This is a genomic window from Hyphobacterium sp., assembly GCF_043584775.1.
GTDB lineage: Bacteria > Pseudomonadota > Alphaproteobacteria > Caulobacterales > Maricaulaceae > Hyphobacterium.
Map to the genome: position 1 here is coordinate 2382580 of NZ_CP121327.1, position 22483 is coordinate 2405062.

Annotated in this window: 20 protein-coding genes, 1 tRNA gene and 1 riboswitch; of the genes, 7 read left to right on the forward strand and 14 right to left on the reverse strand. The window is 60.9% G+C overall.

The window, feature by feature from the left end:
• Nucleotides 1–95: 95 nt before the first annotated feature.
• Genes gpmA through P0D52_RS11950 form a run of 3 tightly spaced genes read left to right on the forward strand, consistent with a single transcriptional unit; the run spans nt 96 to nt 2818 of the window.
• The gene (gpmA, locus tag P0D52_RS11940; RefSeq protein ID WP_394692876.1) at nt 96–821 is read left to right on the forward strand and encodes a 2,3-diphosphoglycerate-dependent phosphoglycerate mutase; all 726 of its coding nucleotides are present in this window, start codon (nt 96–98) and stop codon (nt 819–821) included.
• The gene (gene ribD, locus P0D52_RS11945) at nt 818–1471 is read left to right on the forward strand and encodes a bifunctional diaminohydroxyphosphoribosylaminopyrimidine deaminase/5-amino-6-(5-phosphoribosylamino)uracil reductase RibD (protein WP_394692877.1); all 654 of its coding nucleotides are present in this window, start codon (nt 818–820) and stop codon (nt 1469–1471) included. Before gpmA ends, ribD begins: the two co-directional genes overlap by 4 nt.
• Nucleotides 1472–1519: 48 nt before the next feature.
• Complete coding sequence (locus P0D52_RS11950) at nt 1520–2818, forward strand: pentapeptide repeat-containing protein (RefSeq protein ID WP_394692878.1); 1299 nt, start codon at nt 1520–1522, stop codon at nt 2816–2818.
• Nucleotides 2819–2883: 65 nt separating this feature from the next.
• On the opposite strand, the gene P0D52_RS11955 is transcribed toward P0D52_RS11950, so the two are convergent.
• A complete protein-coding gene (locus P0D52_RS11955) occupies nt 2884–3360 on the reverse strand; it encodes an Hsp20 family protein (protein ID WP_394692879.1) in 477 nt (158 codons plus the stop codon).
• A 226-nt stretch (nt 3361–3586) separates the two neighbouring features.
• Between P0D52_RS11955 and P0D52_RS11960 the strand changes: the two genes are divergently transcribed.
• Nucleotides 3587–4525, forward strand: coding sequence for a class I SAM-dependent methyltransferase (locus P0D52_RS11960; RefSeq protein WP_394692880.1), 939 nt, complete (start codon nt 3587–3589; stop codon nt 4523–4525).
• Here the strand turns inward: P0D52_RS11960 and hisN are convergent.
• From hisN to P0D52_RS11975, 3 genes are all read right to left on the reverse strand, one after another.
• Nucleotides 4522–5313: a histidinol-phosphatase gene (gene hisN / locus P0D52_RS11965; protein ID WP_394692881.1), complete on the reverse strand. Its 792-nt coding sequence runs from the start codon at nt 5311–5313 to the stop codon at nt 4522–4524. The two genes, P0D52_RS11960 and hisN, sit on opposite strands and share 4 nt — an antisense overlap.
• A gap of 46 nt (nt 5314–5359) precedes the next feature.
• Complete coding sequence (locus P0D52_RS11970; RefSeq protein ID WP_394692882.1) at nt 5360–5749, reverse strand: helix-turn-helix domain-containing protein; 390 nt, start codon at nt 5747–5749, stop codon at nt 5360–5362.
• 130 nt (nt 5750–5879) lie between these two features.
• On the reverse strand, nt 5880–6764 hold the full coding sequence (locus tag P0D52_RS11975) for an N-formylglutamate amidohydrolase (protein ID WP_394692883.1): 885 nt from the start codon (nt 6762–6764) through the stop codon (nt 5880–5882).
• A 128-nt stretch (nt 6765–6892) separates the two neighbouring features.
• Here P0D52_RS11975 and cpdR point away from each other — a divergent pair, with 128 nt between their 5' ends.
• A complete protein-coding gene (gene cpdR, locus P0D52_RS11980) occupies nt 6893–7258 on the forward strand; it encodes a cell cycle two-component system response regulator CpdR (RefSeq protein WP_394692884.1) in 366 nt (121 codons plus the stop codon).
• 70 nt (nt 7259–7328) lie between these two features.
• Here cpdR and P0D52_RS11985 read toward each other — a convergent pair whose 3' ends face one another.
• Together P0D52_RS11985 and P0D52_RS11990 are read right to left on the reverse strand one after the other, a co-directional pair.
• On the reverse strand, nt 7329–9314 hold the full coding sequence (locus P0D52_RS11985; protein WP_394692885.1) for an alpha/beta hydrolase family protein: 1986 nt from the start codon (nt 9312–9314) through the stop codon (nt 7329–7331).
• 158 nt (nt 9315–9472) lie between these two features.
• Complete coding sequence (locus P0D52_RS11990) at nt 9473–12724, reverse strand: TonB-dependent receptor domain-containing protein (RefSeq protein WP_394692886.1); 3252 nt, start codon at nt 12722–12724, stop codon at nt 9473–9475.
• A 275-nt stretch (nt 12725–12999) separates the two neighbouring features.
• On the opposite strand from P0D52_RS11990, the gene P0D52_RS11995 reads away from it, so the two are divergent.
• Both P0D52_RS11995 and P0D52_RS12000 read left to right on the forward strand, forming a co-directional pair.
• Nucleotides 13000–13074: transfer RNA gene (locus P0D52_RS11995), tRNA-Val, on the forward strand.
• Nucleotides 13075–13177: 103 nt separating this feature from the next.
• A complete protein-coding gene (locus tag P0D52_RS12000) occupies nt 13178–14254 on the forward strand; it encodes a P-loop NTPase (protein ID WP_394692887.1) in 1077 nt (358 codons plus the stop codon).
• On the opposite strand, the gene P0D52_RS12005 is transcribed toward P0D52_RS12000, so the two are convergent.
• The 8 genes from P0D52_RS12005 to P0D52_RS12040 form a co-directional block, all read right to left on the reverse strand.
• Nucleotides 14251–15012 carry an ABC transporter ATP-binding protein gene (locus P0D52_RS12005; protein WP_394692888.1) on the reverse strand — a complete coding sequence of 254 codons (762 nt, stop codon included), beginning with the start codon at nt 15010–15012 and terminating at the stop codon, nt 14251–14253. The genes P0D52_RS12000 and P0D52_RS12005 overlap by 4 nt on opposite strands.
• Nucleotides 15009–15980: a FecCD family ABC transporter permease gene (locus tag P0D52_RS12010; RefSeq protein ID WP_394692889.1), complete on the reverse strand. Its 972-nt coding sequence runs from the start codon at nt 15978–15980 to the stop codon at nt 15009–15011. The genes P0D52_RS12005 and P0D52_RS12010 overlap by 4 nt, the downstream gene beginning before the upstream one ends.
• The gene (locus P0D52_RS12015; protein ID WP_394692890.1) at nt 15977–16825 is read right to left on the reverse strand and encodes an ABC transporter substrate-binding protein; all 849 of its coding nucleotides are present in this window, start codon (nt 16823–16825) and stop codon (nt 15977–15979) included. Before P0D52_RS12015 ends, P0D52_RS12010 begins: the two co-directional genes overlap by 4 nt.
• Nucleotides 16764–18653: a TonB-dependent receptor plug domain-containing protein gene (locus tag P0D52_RS12020; RefSeq protein ID WP_394692891.1), complete on the reverse strand. Its 1890-nt coding sequence runs from the start codon at nt 18651–18653 to the stop codon at nt 16764–16766. The genes P0D52_RS12015 and P0D52_RS12020 overlap by 62 nt, the downstream gene beginning before the upstream one ends.
• Before the next feature lie 104 nt (nt 18654–18757).
• Nucleotides 18758–18942: riboswitch (cobalamin riboswitch) on the reverse strand.
• Between the two features lie 20 nt (nt 18943–18962).
• Nucleotides 18963–19787, reverse strand: coding sequence for a WecB/TagA/CpsF family glycosyltransferase (locus P0D52_RS12025; protein ID WP_394692892.1), 825 nt, complete (start codon nt 19785–19787; stop codon nt 18963–18965).
• Nucleotides 19788–19900: 113 nt separating this feature from the next.
• The gene (gene mnmD, locus P0D52_RS12030) at nt 19901–21679 is read right to left on the reverse strand and encodes a tRNA (5-methylaminomethyl-2-thiouridine)(34)-methyltransferase MnmD (RefSeq protein WP_394692893.1); all 1779 of its coding nucleotides are present in this window, start codon (nt 21677–21679) and stop codon (nt 19901–19903) included.
• Complete coding sequence (locus tag P0D52_RS12035; RefSeq protein WP_394692894.1) at nt 21676–22230, reverse strand: RBBP9/YdeN family alpha/beta hydrolase; 555 nt, start codon at nt 22228–22230, stop codon at nt 21676–21678. Before P0D52_RS12035 ends, mnmD begins: the two co-directional genes overlap by 4 nt.
• A gap of 21 nt (nt 22231–22251) precedes the next feature.
• A complete protein-coding gene (locus P0D52_RS12040) occupies nt 22252–22452 on the reverse strand; it encodes a PLDc N-terminal domain-containing protein (protein ID WP_394692895.1) in 201 nt (66 codons plus the stop codon).
• Nucleotides 22453–22483: the final 31 nt, after the last annotated feature.

Consider the following 22483-nt stretch of genomic DNA (forward strand, 5'->3'; position numbering starts at 1 on the left):
AAGCCAGCGGAATGCGGAAAGGGCGATTGCTGCCCTTTGGCTTGCTCCGGCCTCGCCCGCGCGCTATCCGGAGCAGGAAAATGTCAGGAGTTCACATGGCCAAGCTGGTATTGATCCGTCACGGGCAGAGCGAGTGGAATTTGCAAAACCGGTTCACCGGCTGGGTGGATGTCAAACTCACCGCCGAGGGCGAAGCCCAGGCCCGCAAAGCCGGGCATCTTCTGGCCGAAACAGGATTTGCTCCCAAACAGGCTTTTACGTCTGTTCTGACAAGGGCGATCCGGACGCTCTGGCTGACGCTGGAAGAAATGGACCGCGTCTGGATCCCGGTGGAAAAGTCCTGGCGTCTGAATGAACGCCATTATGGCGGGCTGACCGGGCTCAACAAGGACGAGACCCGCGAACGCCATGGCGATGCGCAGGTCCAGATCTGGCGCCGCAGTTTTGACACTCCGCCGCCGGCGCTGGAGACAACAGACGAACGCCACCCATCGCATGATCCGCGCTATGCGGACCTGCCCGCGGATCAATTGCCGGCCACCGAATCCCTGAAAATCACGCTCGACCGCGTTCAACCATACTGGGACAGCACCATCGCTCCGCTTCTGGAAGCCGGGGAAGACGTGCTGGTCGTCGCGCACGGAAATTCCCTGCGGGCCATTGTGAAACTGCTGTTCCAGCTGACCGGCGAAGAAATCGTCCAGATTGAAATCCCGACGGGCAATCCGCTGGAAATCGGCATGGATGGTGAAGGCAAACTGCCGGTGACGGCGCGCTATCTGGACACGGAACGCGCGCAGAAACTGCCTGCCATTCCTTGAGCCGGCTGAGCGATCTTCGTCTGATGGATACCGCGCTGGCAATGGCGCGGTCCGGGCTGGGCACCACAGCCCCGAATCCGAGCGTCGGGTGCGTTCTTGTCAAAGACGGAAAGATCGTCGGCACCGGCGTGACGGCACCGGGCGGACGGCCCCATGCGGAATGCTGCGCTCTGGATATGGCCGGCTCAGCCGCCAGCGGCGCCACTGCTTATGTCACCCTGGAGCCCTGCGCTCATTTCGGTCAGACGCCGCCGTGCGCAGACGCCCTGATTGAGGCCGGTATTGCGCGCGTGGTCATCGCCTGCAGCGACCCGGACCCACGCACCGCCGGTCAGGGCATCGAAAAACTCACCCGTGCCGGCATCGCGGTAGAAACGGGACTACGCCGTAAAGAGGCCGAGACGCTTCACGCCGGCTTCTTCTGCCGCATCGGGCGCGGATGGCCGCTTGTCGCCATTGATGCCAATGCCGCAGGTTATGACCTTGCGGTTGAAAGATTTGACGATGCGAATGCGCTGACCGCCCTGAAGTCACTCGGTGCGAGCGGCATTACGCGGATTCGGCTGGCTCCGGGGTCACCGGCCGCACAGGCGGCGCAAGAGGCCCATCTCGTCGATGTGACCGCCACAGCCTTAAACACCCGGCGTTAACCCAAATTCCGGATAATTTTCCTTCGTATCTGGGAATTAGAGCCGCTCATGTCGGAACGGGTTCAATATCGGACACTGGACCAGGCGCAGGTCGATGAGGTCTGCCGCCGTCATGCGCTATTATGGAGCGGCAAGCCGGGCGGTGCCCGCGCCTCCTTCACCTATTGCGTGCTGGACGGTCTGATCCTTTCCAATCGCGACTTGTCGGACGCTGATTTTACCGGTGCGACGCTTGTCGGCGCAGATTTGTCGGGTTCGGTTCTCAATTCCAGCAGCCTTTATGGATGTGATTTGCGCAGAGCCAATCTGCAAGGCGCAACGCTCCGCCGGGCGGATATGCGCGGCGCGGCATTGCGCGGGGCAAACCTGCAAGGCGCGGACCTGTCCGAATGCGATCTTCGCGAAGGCACGATTGCACAAATGGACCGTGAACGCGGCCTCGCCGTTCTGAAGCACCAGAAGCGTCCAGGCGAAATGACCATGGCGAACTTTCAGGGAGCCAATCTGTCTCGATCCAAAATGTCGGGATCATCCGCCCAACGCGCTGACTTTACCGATGCCGTCATGCTGGGCACGAAACTGGTGCGGGCCAATCTGCGATCCACCGTATTCTCGGGTGCCAATCTGGAAGGTGCCGACCTTTCCGGGGCCGATCTGACCGATGCCGACATGACCGATACCGTCCTCATCGGCACCACCCTGACAATGGCGCGGCTGGACAATTGTGATCGGACCGGCGCGCTCACCGATGAGCCTGTCGGCAAGAATATGCGGGAACTTGATCGTCCGGTCGAAGACATGATCGAGGATCATATCCGCTGGTGCGCAACGGGCGGAAAAGAAGGCAAGCCCTCTTCGTTTGATGAGACCGATTTGCGGCCTCTGGGATCGCTGGCCGGCAAGACGCTGACCGCCTTTCATGCGCGCGGCGCAACGCTTTACGGGCTGGACATGGAAGGCGCGCAATTGCAGGGCGCGCGGCTGGAACGCGCCGATCTGCGGATGACCTCTTTGCGGGGGGCCGATTTGCGCGGAGCCGATCTGACGGGCGCCAAGCTCAATAATGCCGATCTGCGTGACTGCAAGCTGGGCCCGCTCCTTCTGGAGGGTGACCGCCTGCTGCCGGCCTCGCTGGCCGCTGCCAAGATCCGCTATTCCGACCTGACCGGGGCCGACCTTCGCCGGTTGAAAGCCACCGGCGCCGATTTTTCCTATTCGACGCTATATGGCGCGGATGTCCGCCATGCCCATTTTACCGGATCCTGTTTCACCGGTACGCGGGTCAGCCGAACCTTCATGGAAGATGTGGATGACGCGGATGGCGTCGTCGATCTGGACGCTGCCTGACACGAAAAAGCGCGCGCCTGAAGGGAATAAGGCGCGCGCTTTGCTGTGCGTATCAGATCAGAGGGTTAAGCCGCTTTCGACTTGCCGCCCTCAATGACCTTTCGGCTTTTCGCCGTGGCATTGCCAATCGAAATCCGGCGCGGCTTGGCGCTCTCCGGGATTTCGCGGCGCAATGTTACCGCCAGAAGGCCGTTCTTCAGTTCGGCATTCTCGACGACGACATGGTCAGCCAGATGGAAGCGCCGTTCAAAAGCGCGTTCGGCGATACCACGGTACAGATAATTCGGGTTCTCGCTTTCCGATTTCTGCTCCTTGCGGCCCGAAACGGTCAGCACGTTTTCCTGAACCTCGACGGTCAGGTCATCCTCGCCGAAGCCGGCCACGGCCAACTCGATGCGATAGTCATTCTCGCCAAGTTGTTCGATGTTATACGGCGGAAAGCCGGTCGAGGGATCGGTTTTGGATGCCGAGTCCATCATATTCGCCAGACGGTCAAAGCCGACAATGGAACGGTAAAGCGGTGTGTAATCCAAGTTTCTCATAGTCTCATCCTCCTTCAGAAGCGACAAGTTGTGCGCACGGCCATAGCCATGACCGGGCGGGATTTGCACAGGACATGATCCGCCTTTGAGGCCGGATCGGCCCATGCACAGACCCCATTGTGGCGGCCTGCACCAATTCAGTTAGGAAGACGGATCGCAGCTTGCAAGAGGGGCGGTGAGTCTTTAGGCGTATAGTCAAATTAATTAGCGATTTCGGGAGTTTCTCATGCAGCGTGCATTCTGGTTGACCGGTCTGGCAAGTCTTGCCCTTACCGCCTGTTCCGGCAGTGTAGAGCCCGTAGCGGTCAATGACGACAGTCCGGAGGTAGCCACTTCAGACAATGCAGCGGCCGAAATGACGGCGGAGAATACAGCCGATGCCAATCCGGCCGGGACGCTGGAATGGGCATTGGCGGGCGATTGGCGCGGCACGAATGGCGAGCGCGATGGTGCGCGCCACCCGGCTGAAACGCTGGCCTTTTTTGGCATTGAGCCCACCGATACGGTGATTGAAATCTGGCCGGGCGGCGGTTGGTATGCGGAGATTCTGGCACCGTGGCTCAATGCCAATGGCGGCACATATGTCGCCGCGCACTTTGCCGCTGACAGCCAGAGCAGCTACCGGCAACGCAGCCGGGCCGCTTTTGATACGCGGTTTTCAGGGTCAGACCTGTTTGGCGATGTGGTTATCCGCAGCTGGGGCCCCGACAATCCGGGCCTTGGCGAGCCGGCCTCTGCCGATGCGGTTCTGACCTTCCGCAATGTCCATAACTGGATGCGGGGCGGCTTCACGGAACGGGCCTTCGATGATTTCTACGACGTTCTCCGGCCCGGCGGCGTGCTGGGCGTGGTCGAACACCGCCTGCCCGATACGCGCGAACAGGATCCGCTTGCGGAATCCGGATATGTGCAGGAAGCCTATGTTATCGCCATTGCACGGGAAGCCGGATTTGAACTGGTCGACAGCAGCGAAATCAACGCCAATCCGGCAGATCCCGCCGATCACCCGAATGGCGTGTGGACGTTGCCGCCCTCGCAAAGCGGCTGGGATGCAGAAGGCTTCGACTCATCGCCCTATGCCGCAATTGGCGAGAGCGACCGGATGACATTGCTGTTCCGCAAGCCGGAAACAGACGCCGTTCCGGCCGACGACGCCGAGGACTAGGCCGAATTGAGTGTGGCGATGGCCGCTGCGTGGAGTTGCGGCGTGGCGGCCGCAACCAGCGCGCCGTCGCTATACTCCCCTTCACCTGACCAGTTGGTGACGACGCCACCAGCGCCCTTGATGACCGGAATGAGGGCGTGCCAGTCATAGGGGGCGAGGCCGGACTCGATCACCAGATCGACGCCGCCGGCCGCCAACAGGCCATAGCCATATCCATCCATGCCATAGCGCGTCAGGCGGGCTGCCTTGCGCACGGCGGCGAACTGATCGGCTTCGCTGCCCTGAAACAGATAGGGATCGGTCGTTGCCAGAATGGCCGTTCCGAGGCTGGTCACGTCCGACACCTGCATCGCGCGGCGCTCCGATCGGGTCGCCAGCTCGGCCCAGCTCTCATGACCGGAAAACCGCTCTCCCGTATGCGGTTGGTCAATGACGCCGAGCACGGGCACATCTTCAAATGTCAGGGCAATGAGGGTCGTCCAGGTTGGGGTGCCGGCAATGAAACCGCGCGTCCCGTCAATGGGGTCGAGCGTCCAGGACCAGCCATTGCGGCTTTCCAGGACCGGGAATTCCTCGCCCAACACGCCGTCGTCCGGACGTTCGATATTGATGATATCCCGCATGGCCTGTTCGGCGGACCGGTCAGCAATGGTCACCGGATCGAACCCGTAGCTGGCCTTGTTCTCGACCGACGCCTGCCGGCGAAAGTGCGGTAAAATGGCGGCACCGGCGGCATCCGCCAACCGGTGCGCAAACGCGAGGTCATTCTGGAGATTACGTTCTGTCATGACGCTGACCTATCAGTCCGGCCAGCGCTTGTCAGCTATCGGAAGTTCAGGCGGCGTCGTTGGCCGGCTCTGCCGGTTCCAGCGATTTCGCCAGTTCGAGCAGACGCTTGCGAGGCCGCTCCCCGAGGCGATAGTAGGCGCGCACCAGATCCATGGTTTCTTTCTGCGACAGGATATCCGCAGCCATGACGTCTGGATCATCGCCCTTGTCCTCATCCTGCGAAAGACCCTCGTAGAAATACTGGGCCGGGACATCCAGGGATTCGGAGAGTTCATAGAGGCGGCTGGCGCTGACCCGATTGGCACCGCACTCATATTTCTGGATCTGCTGAAAGCGGATACCGACCGATTCGGCCAGTTGCTGCTGTGTCAGGCCGAGCAGGCGGCGACGGCGGCGCAGCCTCTTGCCAATGTGGAAATCGATTTCATTTGTCATCGTGTCGGCTCCAGTAATCGCTTCTTGACCTACGTCCCCTCGACGCGTTCGCGTTAGAGGAGAGCAAAGGCCATGCCGTAGCCGACCGTCCAATCATTAGATGCTATATTTCAGAACCTTATGTGAATTTTCAGGTCCAGCTTTCTTCTGCCAGCGCGCGAAGAACCGCTTCGACTTTCTCCCGTGTTGCGGGAAATGTCCCGGAACGGGTCACCTGTTCTTCATTGAGATAGAGACCGCGATTGATCTCGATCTGGATGGCATGCCGGTTTTGTCCGGGCTTGCCGTAACAGGCGGTCGTATACCCGCCCGCATAGGGTCGATTGCGGCGCACCAGGAAACCCTGATCTCGGAAGACAGCTTCGACATGCGCCATGATGGCGGGATCGCAGGCACTTCCATGGCGGTCGCCCAGAACAATATCCACCCCGCCCGCCGCGATGGCTGGCATGGAGTGGAAATCGAGCAGAATGGCGATCCCGAAGACATCATGAGAGGCTTTAAGATCGACATCGATCGCGCCGTGATAAGGCCGGTAATAGTCGGCAATACGCTGGCGGGCCTCTGCCACATTTAACGGCCCATCATAGAGCGGCCGCCCACCGGCACTCATCCTCGGGATGACGCCGAGTCCCGCCTGGACATGAGGGGTTGCCCCCGCGCTCGGGCCGGGAAGATCGGGAAACAGCACGGTATCCAGCTCTCGTGTGGAGCGGTTCGGATCAATGAATACCCGTGGAAAGGGGGCAGTGACCGTTGCGATGCCGAAATCCGGTGCCGCCGCGATTAGCGTATCGACATAGGCATCCTCGGATCGCCGCAACAGCGCCAGCGGCAGTGAGGATTGTGCCAGCAGATCGGGCGGATAGATGCGCCCGCTGTGCGGAGATGCGGCCAGAATGGGCGAGGTCCGTTCCTCGGGCCGGCGCACAATGACGGGTTGGTCAATCCGCGCAATGATGGCGGGCGATGAATCCATGGCCACATCGGGCGATATCGGGTTGTTTCGGACCATGTTTATACCTTGGTGGGATCAGTGTCGTCCGGTCAAGCCAATGCCAGAGCGTTTTTCGATTCGTTCAGCGGACTTTTACCTTAATGGTCTAAAGACGGTTCTGGAAACGGACGGGTGGAGATTCCGGAATGGCAAAAATACTACTGGCGGAAGATGACGGGTCGATGCGCGACTTTTTGGCCAAGGCCCTGAAACGGGCGGGTCATGATGTCGTGGCGTGTGCGGATGGCGATGAAGGCCTGTCCGTGTTCGAGGCGAACAAGGACGCGTTTGACCTGTTGCTCACCGATATTGTGATGCCTGGCATTGATGGCATCGAACTGGCGCGGCGGGCCGCCGAACTGACGCCAGCCTTGAAGATCATGTTCATCACCGGATTTGCGGCGGTCGCCCTGAATGCCGGCTCGAGTGCGCCGACAAATGCGAAAGTGCTGTCCAAGCCCTTCCATCTGCGCGAACTGGTGGATGAGGTAGACCGGGTCATGGCCGCCTGACGCGTCCGCCCCGATAATGAAAAAAGGCCCGCTCAACCGAGCGGGCCTTTTCCTTGCGCGGTGAACCGGCCTACCGGGCCGGGTTTTGCGGCGTCGGCATGCCACACTCATTCGCCAGCCAGCCGGTCAGCTCGGTGTAGAGCGTGACCTGGTTGTCGTAATTGAGTGTGTTCGAGAAGTGGTCCGCGTCCGGCAATTCCACATAGCGGTGCGGAATACCATTGCGTTCCAGAGCCCGGATCATGAACTGGCTCTGATACTGCGGAACACGCTGATCAACTTCACCGTGGATGATGAGCAGCGGGATGCGCATATCCTCGGCGAATTCATTTGGCGACATGCCGGTATAGCCCTCATCGATGAGTTCGCTCTGAATGCCACCGCCACCGAAGTCACGCTGGATCACGTCGAGGTCGGACACGCCGGCCCCTGCGATGGCGCAATTATAGACAGGAGGCTGGCGAACGGCCGCTGCGAAGGCCGCATAGCCGCCATAACTCCAGCCGAACATGGCAACCTGGTCTGGTGTCGTCATACCCGCATCTATGAGGTAGCGGACACCATCATCCTTATCGTCCGACATGGTGATCCCCCACTGTCCCCAGCTGCGCAGCCAGTGATCAATACCGTAACCGAGCGATCCTCGATATTGCGGCTGCATGACCATATAGCCGCGATTGGCGAGCACGGTGGCCCATTCGTCAAACGCCCGGGTTTCAGACACCCAGGGCCCCCCGTGCGGCATCACGACGAGCGGATAGGGCGCTTCGCCGAAAGGCGGCAGGGTGAGAATGGCCGGAATTTGCAGTCCATCGCGAGCGGGATAGGTAATGAATTCCTCACGACCGAAAGCGGCGTCCATCAGCTGCGGGAATGAGCGGCCGATAACAACCGGCTGCCCGCCCGCGATATAGTAATAGACGCCGGGCTCCTGAGCTGACTGCGAGAAGACCAGCATTTGCGCGCAATTGTTCACGCAGTTGAGGATGGTATTTCTCGTGTCCGGAAACGCATTGTCGACGACGGCCTGAAGGTCCGCCATTTCCTGATTGATCCATGCATATTGGCGCTGGCCGTCCGCATAGAAACTGAATCCGGCCAATTCCGGCTCGCGATCGATATGAGGCTCGAACCGTGGGCCCAGAATGTCGACATCCTCACGCTGATAGATGGTGCGGACATATTCGCCGGTGCGCAGATCCATGATGTGGGCACCCACCGTGTTCTCGCCATTGTGTGCCAGAACGTAGGCGCGGTAATCGCGGTCCGGATCAAAGCCGACAACGTTGACGCCTGTTGAACCGTAGGTGTCGTATTCCGTCAGGGACCAGCGCATAACCTCGCGCCATTCGGGATCAGAAGGATCAGGGCGCCAGAAGTAGCTTACTTCCTCAGTGCCAACATCGAGCTCGGTTGCAAAGCGCGGATTGCCTTCCTGGTCGAGAACGTAATTGCCGAACCGGCTGCTGCCGCGGAGGATCCGCGTCTGCCGTCCAGTACGGACATTGTAACGATAGAAGTCAGGCGTGCTGACCCGGCCGATAGACCGGCCCCTAAGGTCTTCAATCGTGTCGGAATTGTTCAGACCGGCGGTGCGGATAATAATATGATCCGGATCGTCTGCCATGCGCCGAACGACCTGTACATCATCGTCCAGCGCGCGGAAGCCGCCCTCACCCGACCAATGCACGATCGCACGCTTGTATTCGTAAACGCCCTGATTGACGCCCTCAATCCGATCCCGAACCTGTTGCCGGAAACTCACCAGCAGGTATTCAGGTGAAATCCAGCTGACGCCGAGGACTTCCATCCGCTCCGCGCCCAGTCGCACGGGATCTGCCGAGAAGTCGTCTGTCGAATAGACTTCGATAATATAGTCGCCATCGCGGGCGGTCAGCCGCCGCATGGCCAGATGCTCACCATCGGGTGACAGGCCGACATCTGCGACGGCCGCATAGGTGGCAAAATATTCCAGCGGAACGACCTCGCCCTGGACGGCAAGGGCGGAACCCGAGGCCATCAGGCCCGCAATGGCTCCCAAAACGAGTTTACGCATATCAAAACCCCTGAGTCTGTCTCTACCGGTCAGAAGATAGAGTGCGCAAATTGCGCGCCAAGGGCAAGGGCCGATAAGCCCGTATACACAGCAGTCTGCGCAGAAAAAACGGCCCCGGATTTCTCCGGGGCCGCCCATTTTCAGCAATAACGCCGCTACTAGAACGACTTGCGTACGCCGAGGAACCAGCGGCGACCGCGAAGGTCGTGGCCGATACCGATCGGCACGTTGCCGATAGCGAACACACCAGCCGGGTCAACAACCGGCGGCTCTTCGTCGAAGACGTTCTGTATACCGAAGTTGATCACCCACGTATCCGGCGTCCAGGAGATGCCAGCCGTGTGAACATAGTAATCGTCGGTGTAGTAGACCGGCGTACCGCAGTTCGTGAGGCCCGTGCCGGCGGCGTTGACCTGACGGCAGGTCACACCGGTCGTGCCCGGATTGTTCTCCTCACCGCCACCAATGTAGCGGGTCAGCCACGTAAAGCGCCAGTTATCCTGATCCAGAGCGACGCGGAACGAACCCGTCCAATGCGGCGCTTCGGTTTCACCGGCGTTATCATCCGGCGTACCCTGAACATTGAAGACCTGCTCATTCAGGCGGGTTGCGCGGACGTCAGCCGTGAGGCCCCAACCACCGAACCACGGGATTTCGTCTTCATAGAGAAGGTTGAAGTCGACGCCCTTCGAGTTGATCGTACCGATGTTGATGAAGGAGGCATCGATGAAGTTCAGGAAGCCACTGCCATCACGCTGGATACGGTTACAGAATGCAGACTGGAAGCCCGGGATCGTGTTGTAGCAATCACCGACGATGAAGGCAGCGGTCGGCTCGTTGACCGAATCACTGACGACGATGTCGTAATAGCTGACTGCGAGACGCAGATCGAAGGCGTCAAACCAGGGCTGCTCTGCCACTACACCCCAGGTCTGGGACCGGGACGTTTCCGGATCCAGCAGGGTCGTACCACCCGAAGCTGTTTCGACAGACGTGTTGGCAAGCAGGTTGCCAACCAGACCCAGAGTGGTCGGGTCAACGCCAGCGGCCTGACAGTTGGCGATCGTGATCTGCGAACGTGTGTCGAGATTCGGATCATATGTCAGCGGCGTCGCCGGGTTGTTGTCGAGATCGACACGAGCAGCGGTCGGAACGATACACGGATCGGTCACGGTCGCAAAACCGGTCTGTCCGGCAAGGAACTGCTCGCGAGCATTCGGCGCACGATAGGACGTGCCGTACGAACCGCGGAAGTTCAACCAGTTGGTCGGACGCCAGTTACCCTTGATCGAGTAGGTAACGTCGGAGCCGTAATTGCTCTCATCCGTCCAGCGGCCCGAAAGGTTGATCGTCACTTCTTCAGCGAAGCGGCGGCCCAGGATTGGCTGGAATTCCGTTTCTGCGAAGAATTCCCACAGATAACGGTTACCGGTCGCGCCCTGGTCAGCCGAGCGGAAGATGATGTCGCCGCGGCCGAAAGTATCATCGGCCTGAGACTGGATCGTATCACGGCGATATTCGAAACCGAGAACCAGCGGGACATCAGAGCCATTGTTCAGCGTGAACAGATTGCCCGTTGTTGTACCACCGACGAGCAATTGCTCGTAAACGGTCCGGATGGTGGCCGGTGCCAGCAGGTAATCCATTTCGGCCTGCGACAGAACACCGCCGCCTTCCTGATAGATGGATGGCTGGAACAGGTTGACCGGAACACACGGCACATTGTTCAGGAATTCACCGCCGAATGCGCCAACTTCGTTATCCGGAATACCATCGCCATCTATGTCGATACCGCAGACCACATTGCCGTTTGGCAGGCGGACAGAGGTGTTGAGCGACAATTGCAGGCGGTCATTATCAATCCCGACGAAGCGGCTGAAACCTTCCGAGCGGGCATAGCTCGTGAAGATATCATAGCTCCAGGAATTGAAGAATGGCATATCGCCGCGGAAACCGATGACAGAGCTGATCTGTGTGATATCGGCTTCCTGACGATCCCGATCACCATTGATCTGGATGATCGGAACAACGTCAAAGCTGCCGAGGTTGGCACCGAAGACGGTTCCGAGGCAGTTCACGCCATTCGGGTTTGTGGCCTGATTACACGGGTTGAACGGGTTAGCGGCCGGAACTGTCGGGAAGAAACCCGGATCGATCGAGTTGATCGTCGTTTGACGATTGGCGACCAGCAGCTCGTAGTAGGCCGAGGTATTGCTGCCCCAGCTGATGTCGTGTTCGCCATAGCTGTAGAAGCTCCAGCGCTGCTGTTCAGGAATGAAGTCCTGCGTATTGTAGTTTGATGCCGTGTTCTGGTTGTAGAGCGGCGAGGCAAAGTCAAAGTCCGTGGTGTACGGACCAGGCTGGCCTTGCAGTCGCGCCAGGCTCCAGGCGTTGGAACCGAGCGGGCCGCCAACAGCGCCACCAAGATTGGATTCCGAGAAATTCGGAATGCCGATGTTGGAGAAGCCCGGCGTGTAATAGGTCGAACCGAAGCCAAGTGGAATGAACAGACGGTTGATCAGGCTGGTGTTACAGGACGCATTGGCGCCGGTGAACAGACCAACATTCCGGCCATTATTGATATCACCCGGATTGGCACCGGAGAAATCCCAAGTGGAGACGTCAACGGAACGAATGATGCCGTCATTACCGATTTCATGGTTACGCGGGCAGCCGCGCGTGAAATCGCGATCGCCCATCAGCTGAACTTCCGTTTGCGAATACTCGAAAGCAAAACCGGCGAAGCCACGGTCGGAGTTGATTCCCCAAGCGGCTGCAAACTGGGTTTGCTCTCCACCGCTGTCAAACGGAGTGGTGCGATTATATTCGAATTCAACGCCTTCAAAGTCCTGACGGAGGACGACGTTTGCCACACCAGCAACAGCGTCCGAACCGTAGATCGAGGAAGCGCCGTCCAGAAGCAGGTCGATACGCTCGATGATCAGACCCGGGATCAGCGTGAGATCCGGGCTGGTCGGCGCGCCACCGATGCCGGCCGGAGCCAGACGGCGACCATTAACCAGCGTCAGTGTCCGCTCGGCATTCAGGCCGCGCAGGTTCAGCTGAACCGAACCCGGGCCGTTGTCGAGAACGAAACCGACGAATGTGGTGTCGATCTGTGTACCGGTCGCTTGCGACTGCGCCTGCAGAATGTCTGCGGCGTTCACAAGACCGACTTCGCGCGACACTTCGCCCGAAATGACCTGCACCGGAGAGAGCGAGTTGAATTCGGAGCGCTGAATGCGCGAACCGGTTACGACAACCGTATCCTGCTCTTCTTCCTCTTCAACAGCCTCTTCATCTTCTTCGACGTCTTGCGCGTACGCAGACGCACCTGCCAGACCCGCTGCCGCGAAGCCTGCCAGAATGGTTGAGCGCAAGAGTCGCTCGCGATCCCAGAAATTGCTCACTGTCATACCCCTTCATGACTTGTTTTATTTGGTTCACCGCGACAGAACAAACACCGAGGCAAACGCGCACAGCCGGAAAGTGGCTACTTTCCTGACCTCACTATCAACGCCTCTCTCGCGCTCGTAAAGCGTGCGCCCCATCTTCGCCGTATTTCAGCCGCGAATGTTGCATAAAAGTCATAGGACCGTCAGGCGGCTGTCATGTCAGCTCGCAATGCAGCTTCGTCTTGCATCTCGGAGAGACCGGGGCTAATAGCTCGCCTCCCTTGGTGGACGGGCGCGTAGCTCAGTGGGAGAGCACTACGTTGACATCGTAGGGGTCGCAAGTTCAATCCTTGCCGCGCCCACCATTTCTTCAATATTTCCGAACACTTGTGAGCCTTTGCGCGATTGACGCATTGGCAGGGCATTTCGCATGCCTATCTTGTGGCCGAACACTATGAGGATAATGACATGTCTGACGCGCTGCTCGCCCGACTCGACAAGATCACCGACCCTGCAAGCGGGAAGGGATTGGTGGATGCCGCGCGGCTCGATGGTGCTGTGATCGACAAGGGCGTCGCCACAATTGTGCTCAAAGCCAATGCAGACGAGGATTCGGCCACGCTCAAGGCCGCCATCGAGTCGGCAGCCCTGGAATTGAATGATGTCGAGCGCGTGCGGGTGATTACGACGATTCAACGATCGCCCGGTGCGCCAACGAAGGCCGATGCTCCGCGGCAGGCGGCGGCCGATTCGCCTCGCCCGGCCAAGCGCATCATTGCCGTGGCGGCCGGCAAGGGCGGCGTCGGCAAGTCAACGGTTGCTGCGAATCTGGCGGCAGCCCTCGCCAAACAGGGTTTGCGTGTGGCGATTCTCGACGCCGATATTTACGGCCCGTCGATTCCGCGGCTCTTCGGCCTGCGCGACATCAAGGGTCTCAAAAAGACCGACAAGGGCATCAAGCCGGCCGAGTCACATGGCGTGCGCATTGTATCCATGGGCTTTCTGACCAAGCCCGATCAGCCTGTTGTCTGGCGCGGTCCCATGGTGCAGGGCGCAATCCAGCAATTCCTCAACGAGGCCGATTGGGGTGATCCGGACGTGCTCTTCATCGACATGCCGCCGGGCACGGGCGATGCGCAGCTGGCGATTGCCCAGACGGTCGCGATTGACGGAGCGGTCATTGCCTGCACGCCGCAAGACCTGGCGCTGGATGATGCCCGCAAGGCCATGGGCATGTTTGAAAAAACCCACACGCCGATTCTCGGCCTGATCGAGAATATGAGCGTCTTCCTGTGCCCGCATTGCGGCGAACCCAGCGACATTTTCGGCCATGGCGGTGCCCGTGCCGAAGCCGAGGCCATGGGCGTGCCTTTCCTGGGCGAAATTCCGCTGACCATCGAACTGCGGGAACGGTCGGACTCCGGTCATCCGGTGGCGTTCGGGGACGGGCCCGTCGCCGATGCCTTTGCCCGCGCCGCCGACGCCATGCTGGCCTCTGCAGACGAGGCGCGCAAACCGGCACCCGAGATCGCTTTCTCCAGCTAGACGAGTGTCCAGTCGGGCACGGTGATCCCGTTCGGGGCCTCCAGGCCAAAGACATCGCGCAGAATTTCTGGCGACAGCGCCGCATCGGGGCGCCCGTCCGCAACCACTTGCCCCTGATCGATCACCAGCACGCGATCCACATAGCGGCTGACCCATTCCAGGCTATGGCCCGCAAAGACGACGCAAACGCCGCGGTCGGCTTCGGCCTTGAGGATATCCATAACCGCCAGTTGATGCCGGGGATCCAGCGCCGCGCCCGGCTCGTCGAGCAAGAGCGTGTCTGCCCGCGTGGCCAGGGCGCGCGCCAGAAGAATGCGGGCCTTTTCCCCCGAGGACAATTCGTCAAAGCGCCGGTCTGTCAGACCGGTTGCACCCGCCCGGTCAATGGCGGCGCCCACCGCCTCGTCGTCCGCTTTCGAGGGCCGGGACAGCGGCTTCAGGAAAGGATAACGGCCGAGCTCGACAACGCGCCGGGCTATCATGGGCCAGGCCAGACTCGAATCGGCCGGGAGATAGGCGATCCGTCGCGCCCGCTCGCGATCGGCAAATCGCTCGAGCGCCACCCCTTCCAGCCGGACATCGCCTTTTGCGGGCCGCAACAAGCCCGCCAGTGTCTTGATCAGCGTCGACTTGCCCGCCCCATTCGGACCAACAATGGCGGTCAGTTCACCGGCGTTGAGCGCCAGGGCATCGCAGTGCAGCGCCATCCGGGCTCCATAGCGGCACTCGACATCCTGCAGGTCAAAGCGCGGCCTCATGGCGCCAGCCTCCCCGTCTTCCGGATGAGGTGGAAGAAAAAGGGCACGCCGATGATTGCGGTCATCACGCCGAGATAGAGAGGCACGCCATCGCCGGAAACCAGTCGCGTGCCCATATCTGCCATCATCAGCAGCGCGCCGCCGCCCAGTGCCGAGGGCAGAAGCAATCGCGACGGCTCATACCGGACAAGCGGCCGGAGAAGGTGCGGGACGACCAGTCCGACAAAGCCGATGGCCCCGGCCACCGCTACCGCAGCCCCCACTGCGAGGGACGTTCCCGCTATCAAACGAATCTGCACCCCCCGAAGATTGACGCCCAGCGCACGCGCCCCGTCTTCGCCGAGGCTGAGGCTGTCGAGATCCCGCGCCGTGGTGAGACTGATGGCGGTGCCCAGGACGATCAGTGGCAGGGCAATCTGCACGTCTGTCCAGCTGGTATTTCGCAGCGATCCCATCAGCCAGTAGGCGATCTCGGACAAGGCCCAGGGATTGGGCGAGAAATTCATCGCCAGTGCGACTATGGCATTGGCCAGCGCGCCGACGGCCACGCCGGACAAAATCAGCGTGGTCGCCGTCGCGCCGCGGCCTGCAATGAGCAGCAGGGTCACGCCGCCCAGCGCAGCTCCTGCAATGGCCATAACCGGCAAGGCCAGAGCCGAAATGGCGGAAAGGCCGAAATAGAGGGTTGCCACGGCCCCCGCCGCTGCGCTGGCGGACACACCAATGACGCCCGGATCTGCCAGCGGATTGCGGAAATAGCCTTGCAAGGCTGCGCCCGACAGACCGAGTGCCGCCCCGACCAGGAAGCCGAGCACCACACGGGGCAATCGCAATTCAATCAGGATCAGGCGGGCCGTTTCGTCACCGGACAACAGGGCGGCAAGGGGAAAACCCTCAACTGCCAGCCCAAGTCCGCCTGCCAAAAGGCAAAGCGCAGCAAGTCCGAGGATCAGGCGGATATCCGTCATGAGCCTTGCTCCAATTGGTCCAGTGCATCGGCGATCTGTTCGGCTGCATCCATCAGGGCCGGACCAGCACAGGACCAGGCCGAGGCCGGCACATCAATGCGCGGCCGGCTGGCCATCAGGCGTTGAAAGGCAGAATGCCGGGCACCCGTATCGTTCCGGGTGGCATAGCCATCGATGAAATAGCTGGTGACGATGATATCCGGATCGACGCGGAAGGCCCATTCAGCATTCGCCGCCAGCCAGCCGTTCGCCCCGGCTTCGGCGGCGGCGTTACGTCCGCCCGCCATGCGGATCGCTTCATCGACCAGCGTGCCGGCGCCGGCCGCGCCGCCCGTTACGCTGAGATAGAAGATGGAGGGCGGGCCATGACGCCCTGCGGCGCGCCGGTCCAATGCCAGTCGACGGTCCCCCAGATCGCGGAGCAATATGTCGGCGCGATCCGCTTCGCCCAGCGCTTCGCCGATCGTGCGAAGATTGACCACCACGCCCGACCAGTCTTCGCCCCATTGAAGGCTGACATGGTCAATGCCCGCGCGATCGAGAAAGCGCGCCGCATCCCCAGCCCCCGATGGCCCGAACACGACAAGGTCGGGCTGAAGCGCGATCAGGCGTTCGGCCTCACCATTCGCGCGCGGCAAATCCCGCGCCCAGTCCGGCGCGCCGGAGACGGTCTGTCCGGCCTGCCAGGAGACGGCCGCAACCGCCTCCCGGTCTGCCAGTGCCAGAACATAGGCGTCTGCGCACACATCGGCAGAGACGATGCGCGTTGGACCGTCGGCGAAACTAGTGGCCGAGGCGCAGGCCCAGAAACAGGCCACGGCCTTCAGATTCATATCCAAAGACATCCCTTCCCTCCTCTTCGCTCAGATTGGTGCCGCGCAGATAGACTTGCAAAGCCGGAGACGCCTGCCAGGCAAGGCGGGCCGACAACAGCGTGTAGGCCGGCAATGTGACGTTGGTGAAGGTCCCGAAATCGGTATCCAGCTGATCTCCCGTATGGTCGGCCGCGAGACCGGCCTGCCAGCGTTCGTCCGCTGATTGCCAGTTGATCGCCACACTGCCGGTGAATTCCGGGCGCCGGATTTCCGGCGCGCCGTTTTCGTCCGATTGCTGAAAGGTCGCGGATCCGGAGATCGAAATCCGATCTGTAAGCCGGGCATCACCGTCAATTTCAATTCCCGACCGATGCGAGCGTGTTGCCCGGTTTCGAGCGGTCGATGGCGACGCCGAGAAATCGGTGAAAATCTCATCTTCCAGTTCGGCCTCGAACCAGGTGAGTGACACACGTGCCATATCGGCAAACGTCTGATCCCAGCCAATTTCCCAGCCCCGTGAGCGTTCCGGGGTCAGGTCTGGATTGCCCGCAAAAAAGCCGGGGAAGAAACCGAAAAGCTCATAGATGCCGGGATTCTTGACACCGTCTCCAAAACTGGCGCGGACACGGCCTCCGATCGTGTCAAACTGCCAGGCGCCGCCGACCCGCCATGTGGCTGCATCTTCAAACCGGTCATTCCAGTCCTGACGCACGGACGCCGACAAACGCGCGGGGCCGCTTGAGAGCCGGTAGTCGAACGCGGCGGCACTGTTTTCGGTCTCCTGCGACTGGTTCGAACCGGCGCCCGCGCCAGAGAAGCTGTCGAATGTGTCCCGCTCGAATTCGACAAGCCCCGTCAGCTGATGCGCGATGCCGCCGGTCTGCCAGTTCATTGTCGGTTGATAGAAGGCCTGCCAGCGTCGCGCCCGGCTTTCGCTCTGAAAGGCGGCATTGGAATAGTTGGCCAGATCGTCCTGCGAGACGTTGACGGCCAGATCATGCCGCAGGCCAAAACGCTGCAGCGTCAGCCGTGCCCCGAGGGCCATTTGCTGGCCGACGCTGAACTGGTTGGTATTGTCGAGCAAGCCATTGAAATCAGAATCGGAATCAAATTCGCTTTCAAAATCCGCGACGCGCGCAGTCCATTGAATTGACTCTCCTTCTCCCAAATTGAGATCACCTGTCGTGGAGGCAAAGAAGCGCTGATACGCGTCTTTCTCACCGCCCAGATCCGACACATCAATGCCATCGGTTTGAAGCCAGGAAATGGATGCGCCGCCCCGCAGCCGGCCTCGCTCACCGGATATGTTTGCGCCTGCGAACACTGTTCCAAAGGAACCCGTTTCGATCTGGGCCGACCGGCCATCCTGCCCGGTTGAGCCCGCTGTGCGGATATTGATGACGCCGCCGATGGCATCCGAGCCCCAGAGTGCCGATTGCTCCCCGCGCAAAACCTCGACGCGCTCAACACCAAAGCCCGGTGCATGGGCAAAATCATAGCCCCCCGTCAGAGGCACGGAAGCTTCAATCCCGTCGATCAGAACCAGTACATGATTGGCCTCCGACCCGCGCAGACGCAGATCCGTCAGTCCGCCCGTCCCGCCGGAACGCGACATGGCGATGCCGGGTACGGACCGCAAGGTGTCGGCGAGGGTGAGACCGCCCCGCAAGGCAATGTCATCTTCGTCCACAATGCTGGTGGCCGAGGTAATATCCTCAGCCAGGGCCGGGATGCGTCCGCCGATGACGATGATCGTATCGGAGGTTTCTGGCTCGATAATACCGGTCTGAGCGAAAGCTGAGGACGAGAAGAGGAAAATCGCGGCGCAACTTCGCCGCAAAGAGGATTTCAGGCACATCAAAAACAACTCCGTTTGCGGCTGCGCGAGATATCCCGCAGCCGGTTTTCAAGGAGTCGCTACAAACGGATAAACCGCGCCATACCCACGTGACCCCGCACGGGTGGACGAGCGACGGCACAGGCAGGTCTTCCGGCTTACGGGTCTCTGCGGGGTCTCACGTCTTCCCGGCTTGCGCCAGTGACTTGGTGTGAGTCCGCTCTCCGTTTACGGCTGCGGGCACAGCGGAGGACTTTCACCTCAACTTCCCTATCAAGGCCTTGCGGCCACCTGTACGGTTTTGTGATTAGCGCGGGTCAGGAGATTTGCCTAGAGGCCGACTTCCGCCAGCCGCTTTTCGAGATCGCGCAGTTTCGAGCGCGCCTTGCGCCATTCCCACCAGAGGAAAGCGATCTTGGGGCCATCGACGAGGTAGCGTTTCCACATGCGGCTCGGCTCCTGCGCCAGCCGGTGGAGCCATTCCAGACGCGATTTCTGCATCCAGACCGGTGCGCGATCTGCGGCACCGCCCAGGAAATCGAGCGAGGCGCCGACACACAGGCCAATACCCTTGCAATCGCCGCGATCGAGGCAGGCTTCGGCGATCATTTCCTGCTGGGGCGAGCCGACGCACAGGAAGGTGAAACGGGACGGGTTGTCGGCCACAAACTGCGCGCATTCGGCAATGGCTTCGGGATTGTTTCGCAGCCCCATGGGCGGTTCATGCCAGCGCACATCCCGCAAGCCATAGCGCGTCTTCACATTGTCGACGACCTCTTTCGATCCGCCGATGATGGTCACGGGCTCATGGCGCAAGACGACATTGTCGAAGAGGGTTTGTGTCAGGTCCGAACCGGGCGTGACGTCAACGTCTTCACCCGATAGCGAGGCGATGAGCTCCAGAACGCGGCTATCGCAGACGGTCAGCCAGGCTTGCGCATACAGGGGTGCGAGAATGCCATCGCGGCGCAGGCGGACGAGATGGTCCACATTCGGTGTCACGACAAACTGGAACGGCGCCTCCGGATTGCGTTCGGCAAGGCGCAGAACCGTCGTTGGAAAATCGATATTGTCGAAAGCTGTATTCAGAAACCAGATATGGCGCGAGCGGACGCGCCGTTCTGAACCATCCCGATGTGTGCTTCGCCGTGACATTAACCCAACCGTCCCGTTTCGCGCCAGTTGCGCAGCTTCGAGACGGTTAATTGCAAGCCGTGGGCCTTGTTGTGCCAAAGGCGGCCAAACCGGGCGCTATGGTAAAGGTGCGGTTAAATCTGGCCACGTTTCAGCTGCCGGATGGCGAAGCGGGCTGGGTGGAAAGCTTCGCGCCCCAGACGCTCGAGCGGAGACGGCTCGCCGCAAAGATCGGAGGCCAGCGCCTCGGCCAGCAAGGGCGCATGAGCAAAACCGCGCGATCCGAAGCCGGACAAGATGATATGTTGTGGACCGGATGTCTCGTAATCGGCTTCCGGCAAGTTGCCGCCCACGGCCCAGCCTTGCCAGTGTGAGCCAAATTCCCAGCCGGGGGTTTCGCCGGTTGCAGGAAGACGATCCGGCGTTGTTGCCCGCACACCCGACCAGTGCTCAGGCGTTCCGGCCAGCTGCCGAGACAACTCCGGCGCACGCCGTTCAAGATCGGACCGCAAGCGCTTTGCCGCCAGATCCGGATCACCGGCCTTCCCGCCCTTTTCATGCGTTGCGCCAACCAGCACTCTTCCGTCGGGTGTTGCGGACGTATATCCGCCCCAGACCAGTGGGTGATTTGGCGGCAAGCCGTCCATGACCATGACGCGGCCGGCGCTCTTGCCCAGCTCATGGAATGCGGTCTCTGCGCCCCGGCAGTCCACGACCAGAGAGGCCTCCATGACGGATTCGGTTTTGGTAATCACCCGGACGTCACCGGCCAGCGCCCTGACGACCGCGGCCGGATCAAATCGCCCGGCGCGTTCCATCCAGAGTCCGTCCTCCCGGATCTCATATCCCTCGCCCATGGCTGTGGCGATGGCGGCATAGCGTGCCTCTTCCTTTGCATTCACCAGCAAACGCAAAGCACCTTCGGCTTCAAAAACGCCGAGATCGGCATAGAGCCGGCGGGCATATTCAAATGCGGCGAGTGTCGCCCGGACATGAGGACGATCCGCGTTTTCGAGGCGCGGCGTCAGGAGACCCGATGGCGCACCGGATGCGCCTCCTGCCAGACCGCGGGGATCAAGGATCAGGACTTCCCGCCCGCGACGCCGCAAAGCATGAGCGAGGCTGGCGCCAGCAATGCCACCACCGCGAATGACGGCGATGCCGTCTGCCGGCCTTATGCGTTGATAGGGCGTCGCCGGAGGGCGCGGCGACGGACCGTGAAACACAGCTTCCAGACGCTCGCGCTTTCGCCCGAAGCCGGGCTTTTTCTCGACGGCAAAGCCTGCCGCCGCCAAGCCGCGGCGGACCGCGCCTGCGACCGTAAACGTGGAGACGCGCGCATCCGGTGCCGACAGCCGCGCCAGCTCCGGCCAGACGGCTTCGCTCCACATGGCATCGTTATTGGCGGGCGCAAACCCGTCGAGAAACCAAGCGTCCACGCGGGCCTCAATCTGCGGCAGCGCGTCAGTAATGTCATCCTGAAAGAGCGTCAGGGTGACCCGGTCTTCGTCGAAGCGGAGCCGGTGAGCGCCTTTCAGCGCTTGTGGCCATTGGGCCATCAATTGATCAGACAGTGCCGCCAGCTCGGGGAAAGCGGACAGGGCTTTGCGGAGATCCACTGGCCGCAGGGGAAATTTCTCGATGGAGATGAAGTGCAACCAGCCGTCTTCCGGCCGCGTCTCTTTCCAGAGCTGCCAGGCCGCGAGAAAGTTCAATCCGGTGCCAAATCCCAGTTCGCCAATGACGAAATTGCGCCGGCCCTGCCAGCGCTCCGGCAAACCACACCCGACCAAAAAGACGGCACGGGTTTCGTCAAGCCCGCCTTCCGCCGAGAAGTAGATGTCGTCAAAGTCCGGCGCAACGGGTCCGGTCTCGCGCCACTCCAGCCGGGGCGGGTCGCAGTAGAGTTTCACAGCGACTTCATGAAGCGGGCGAAGGCCAGCAGGCCTTCCGGCCAGGGACCAAAACCGTCGGATTCGTCAAAATGCCCGACCTCACCGGCAATAGCGAATTTCGCCGACCAGGCTTTCGCCCAGCGCTCTGCAGTGTCCGGCGAACAGGCGGGATCGTTGGAGCTGGCGAGGACGATCGCCGGACATCCCAGCGGTTTTTCGGGAACGGGCGCAAAACCGTGGCCGGGATATTTTTGCTCCATTTCTGGCCGGTCCCAATCCGAAGGCCCGACAAGGAAAGCGCCGGCAATCTTCTCCGCCGCCCAGTCTTTCGCGGCATGCGCGACGGTCAAGACGCCCACCGAATGCGCGACCAGAATCAGGGGCCGGGATGCCGCATCGATCTCGGCTTTCAGGCGGGCCGTCCAGGCCGAACAGACGGGATGATCCCAATGGCCCTGCTTCACGCGGCGGGCGGTCGGCATCTTGTCCTGCCAGCGGCTTTGCCAGTGCAAGGGAGAGGCATTGCCAAGCCCCGGCACGATGAGAATGTCTGCGTCACGAATTTTCATGGGACGGCTTATAACGCGTCATCAGCGGCGGAAAAGACTGCGTTCCTCCCGTGGGCCGAGAAAGACCCAGAGAATAAATCCAATGACGGGCGCAATGAGAATGAGCGCGATCCAGATGACCCGTACCAGCGAGGAGGCCGTCGACCGCGCCACATTGAGGATGGCATAGATATCAAAGACGAGAACGAGGAGGCCCAAGGGACCCACAATATGAATGCCCAAAAGAAAACTCCCTCATCCGGTTCGGGACAAG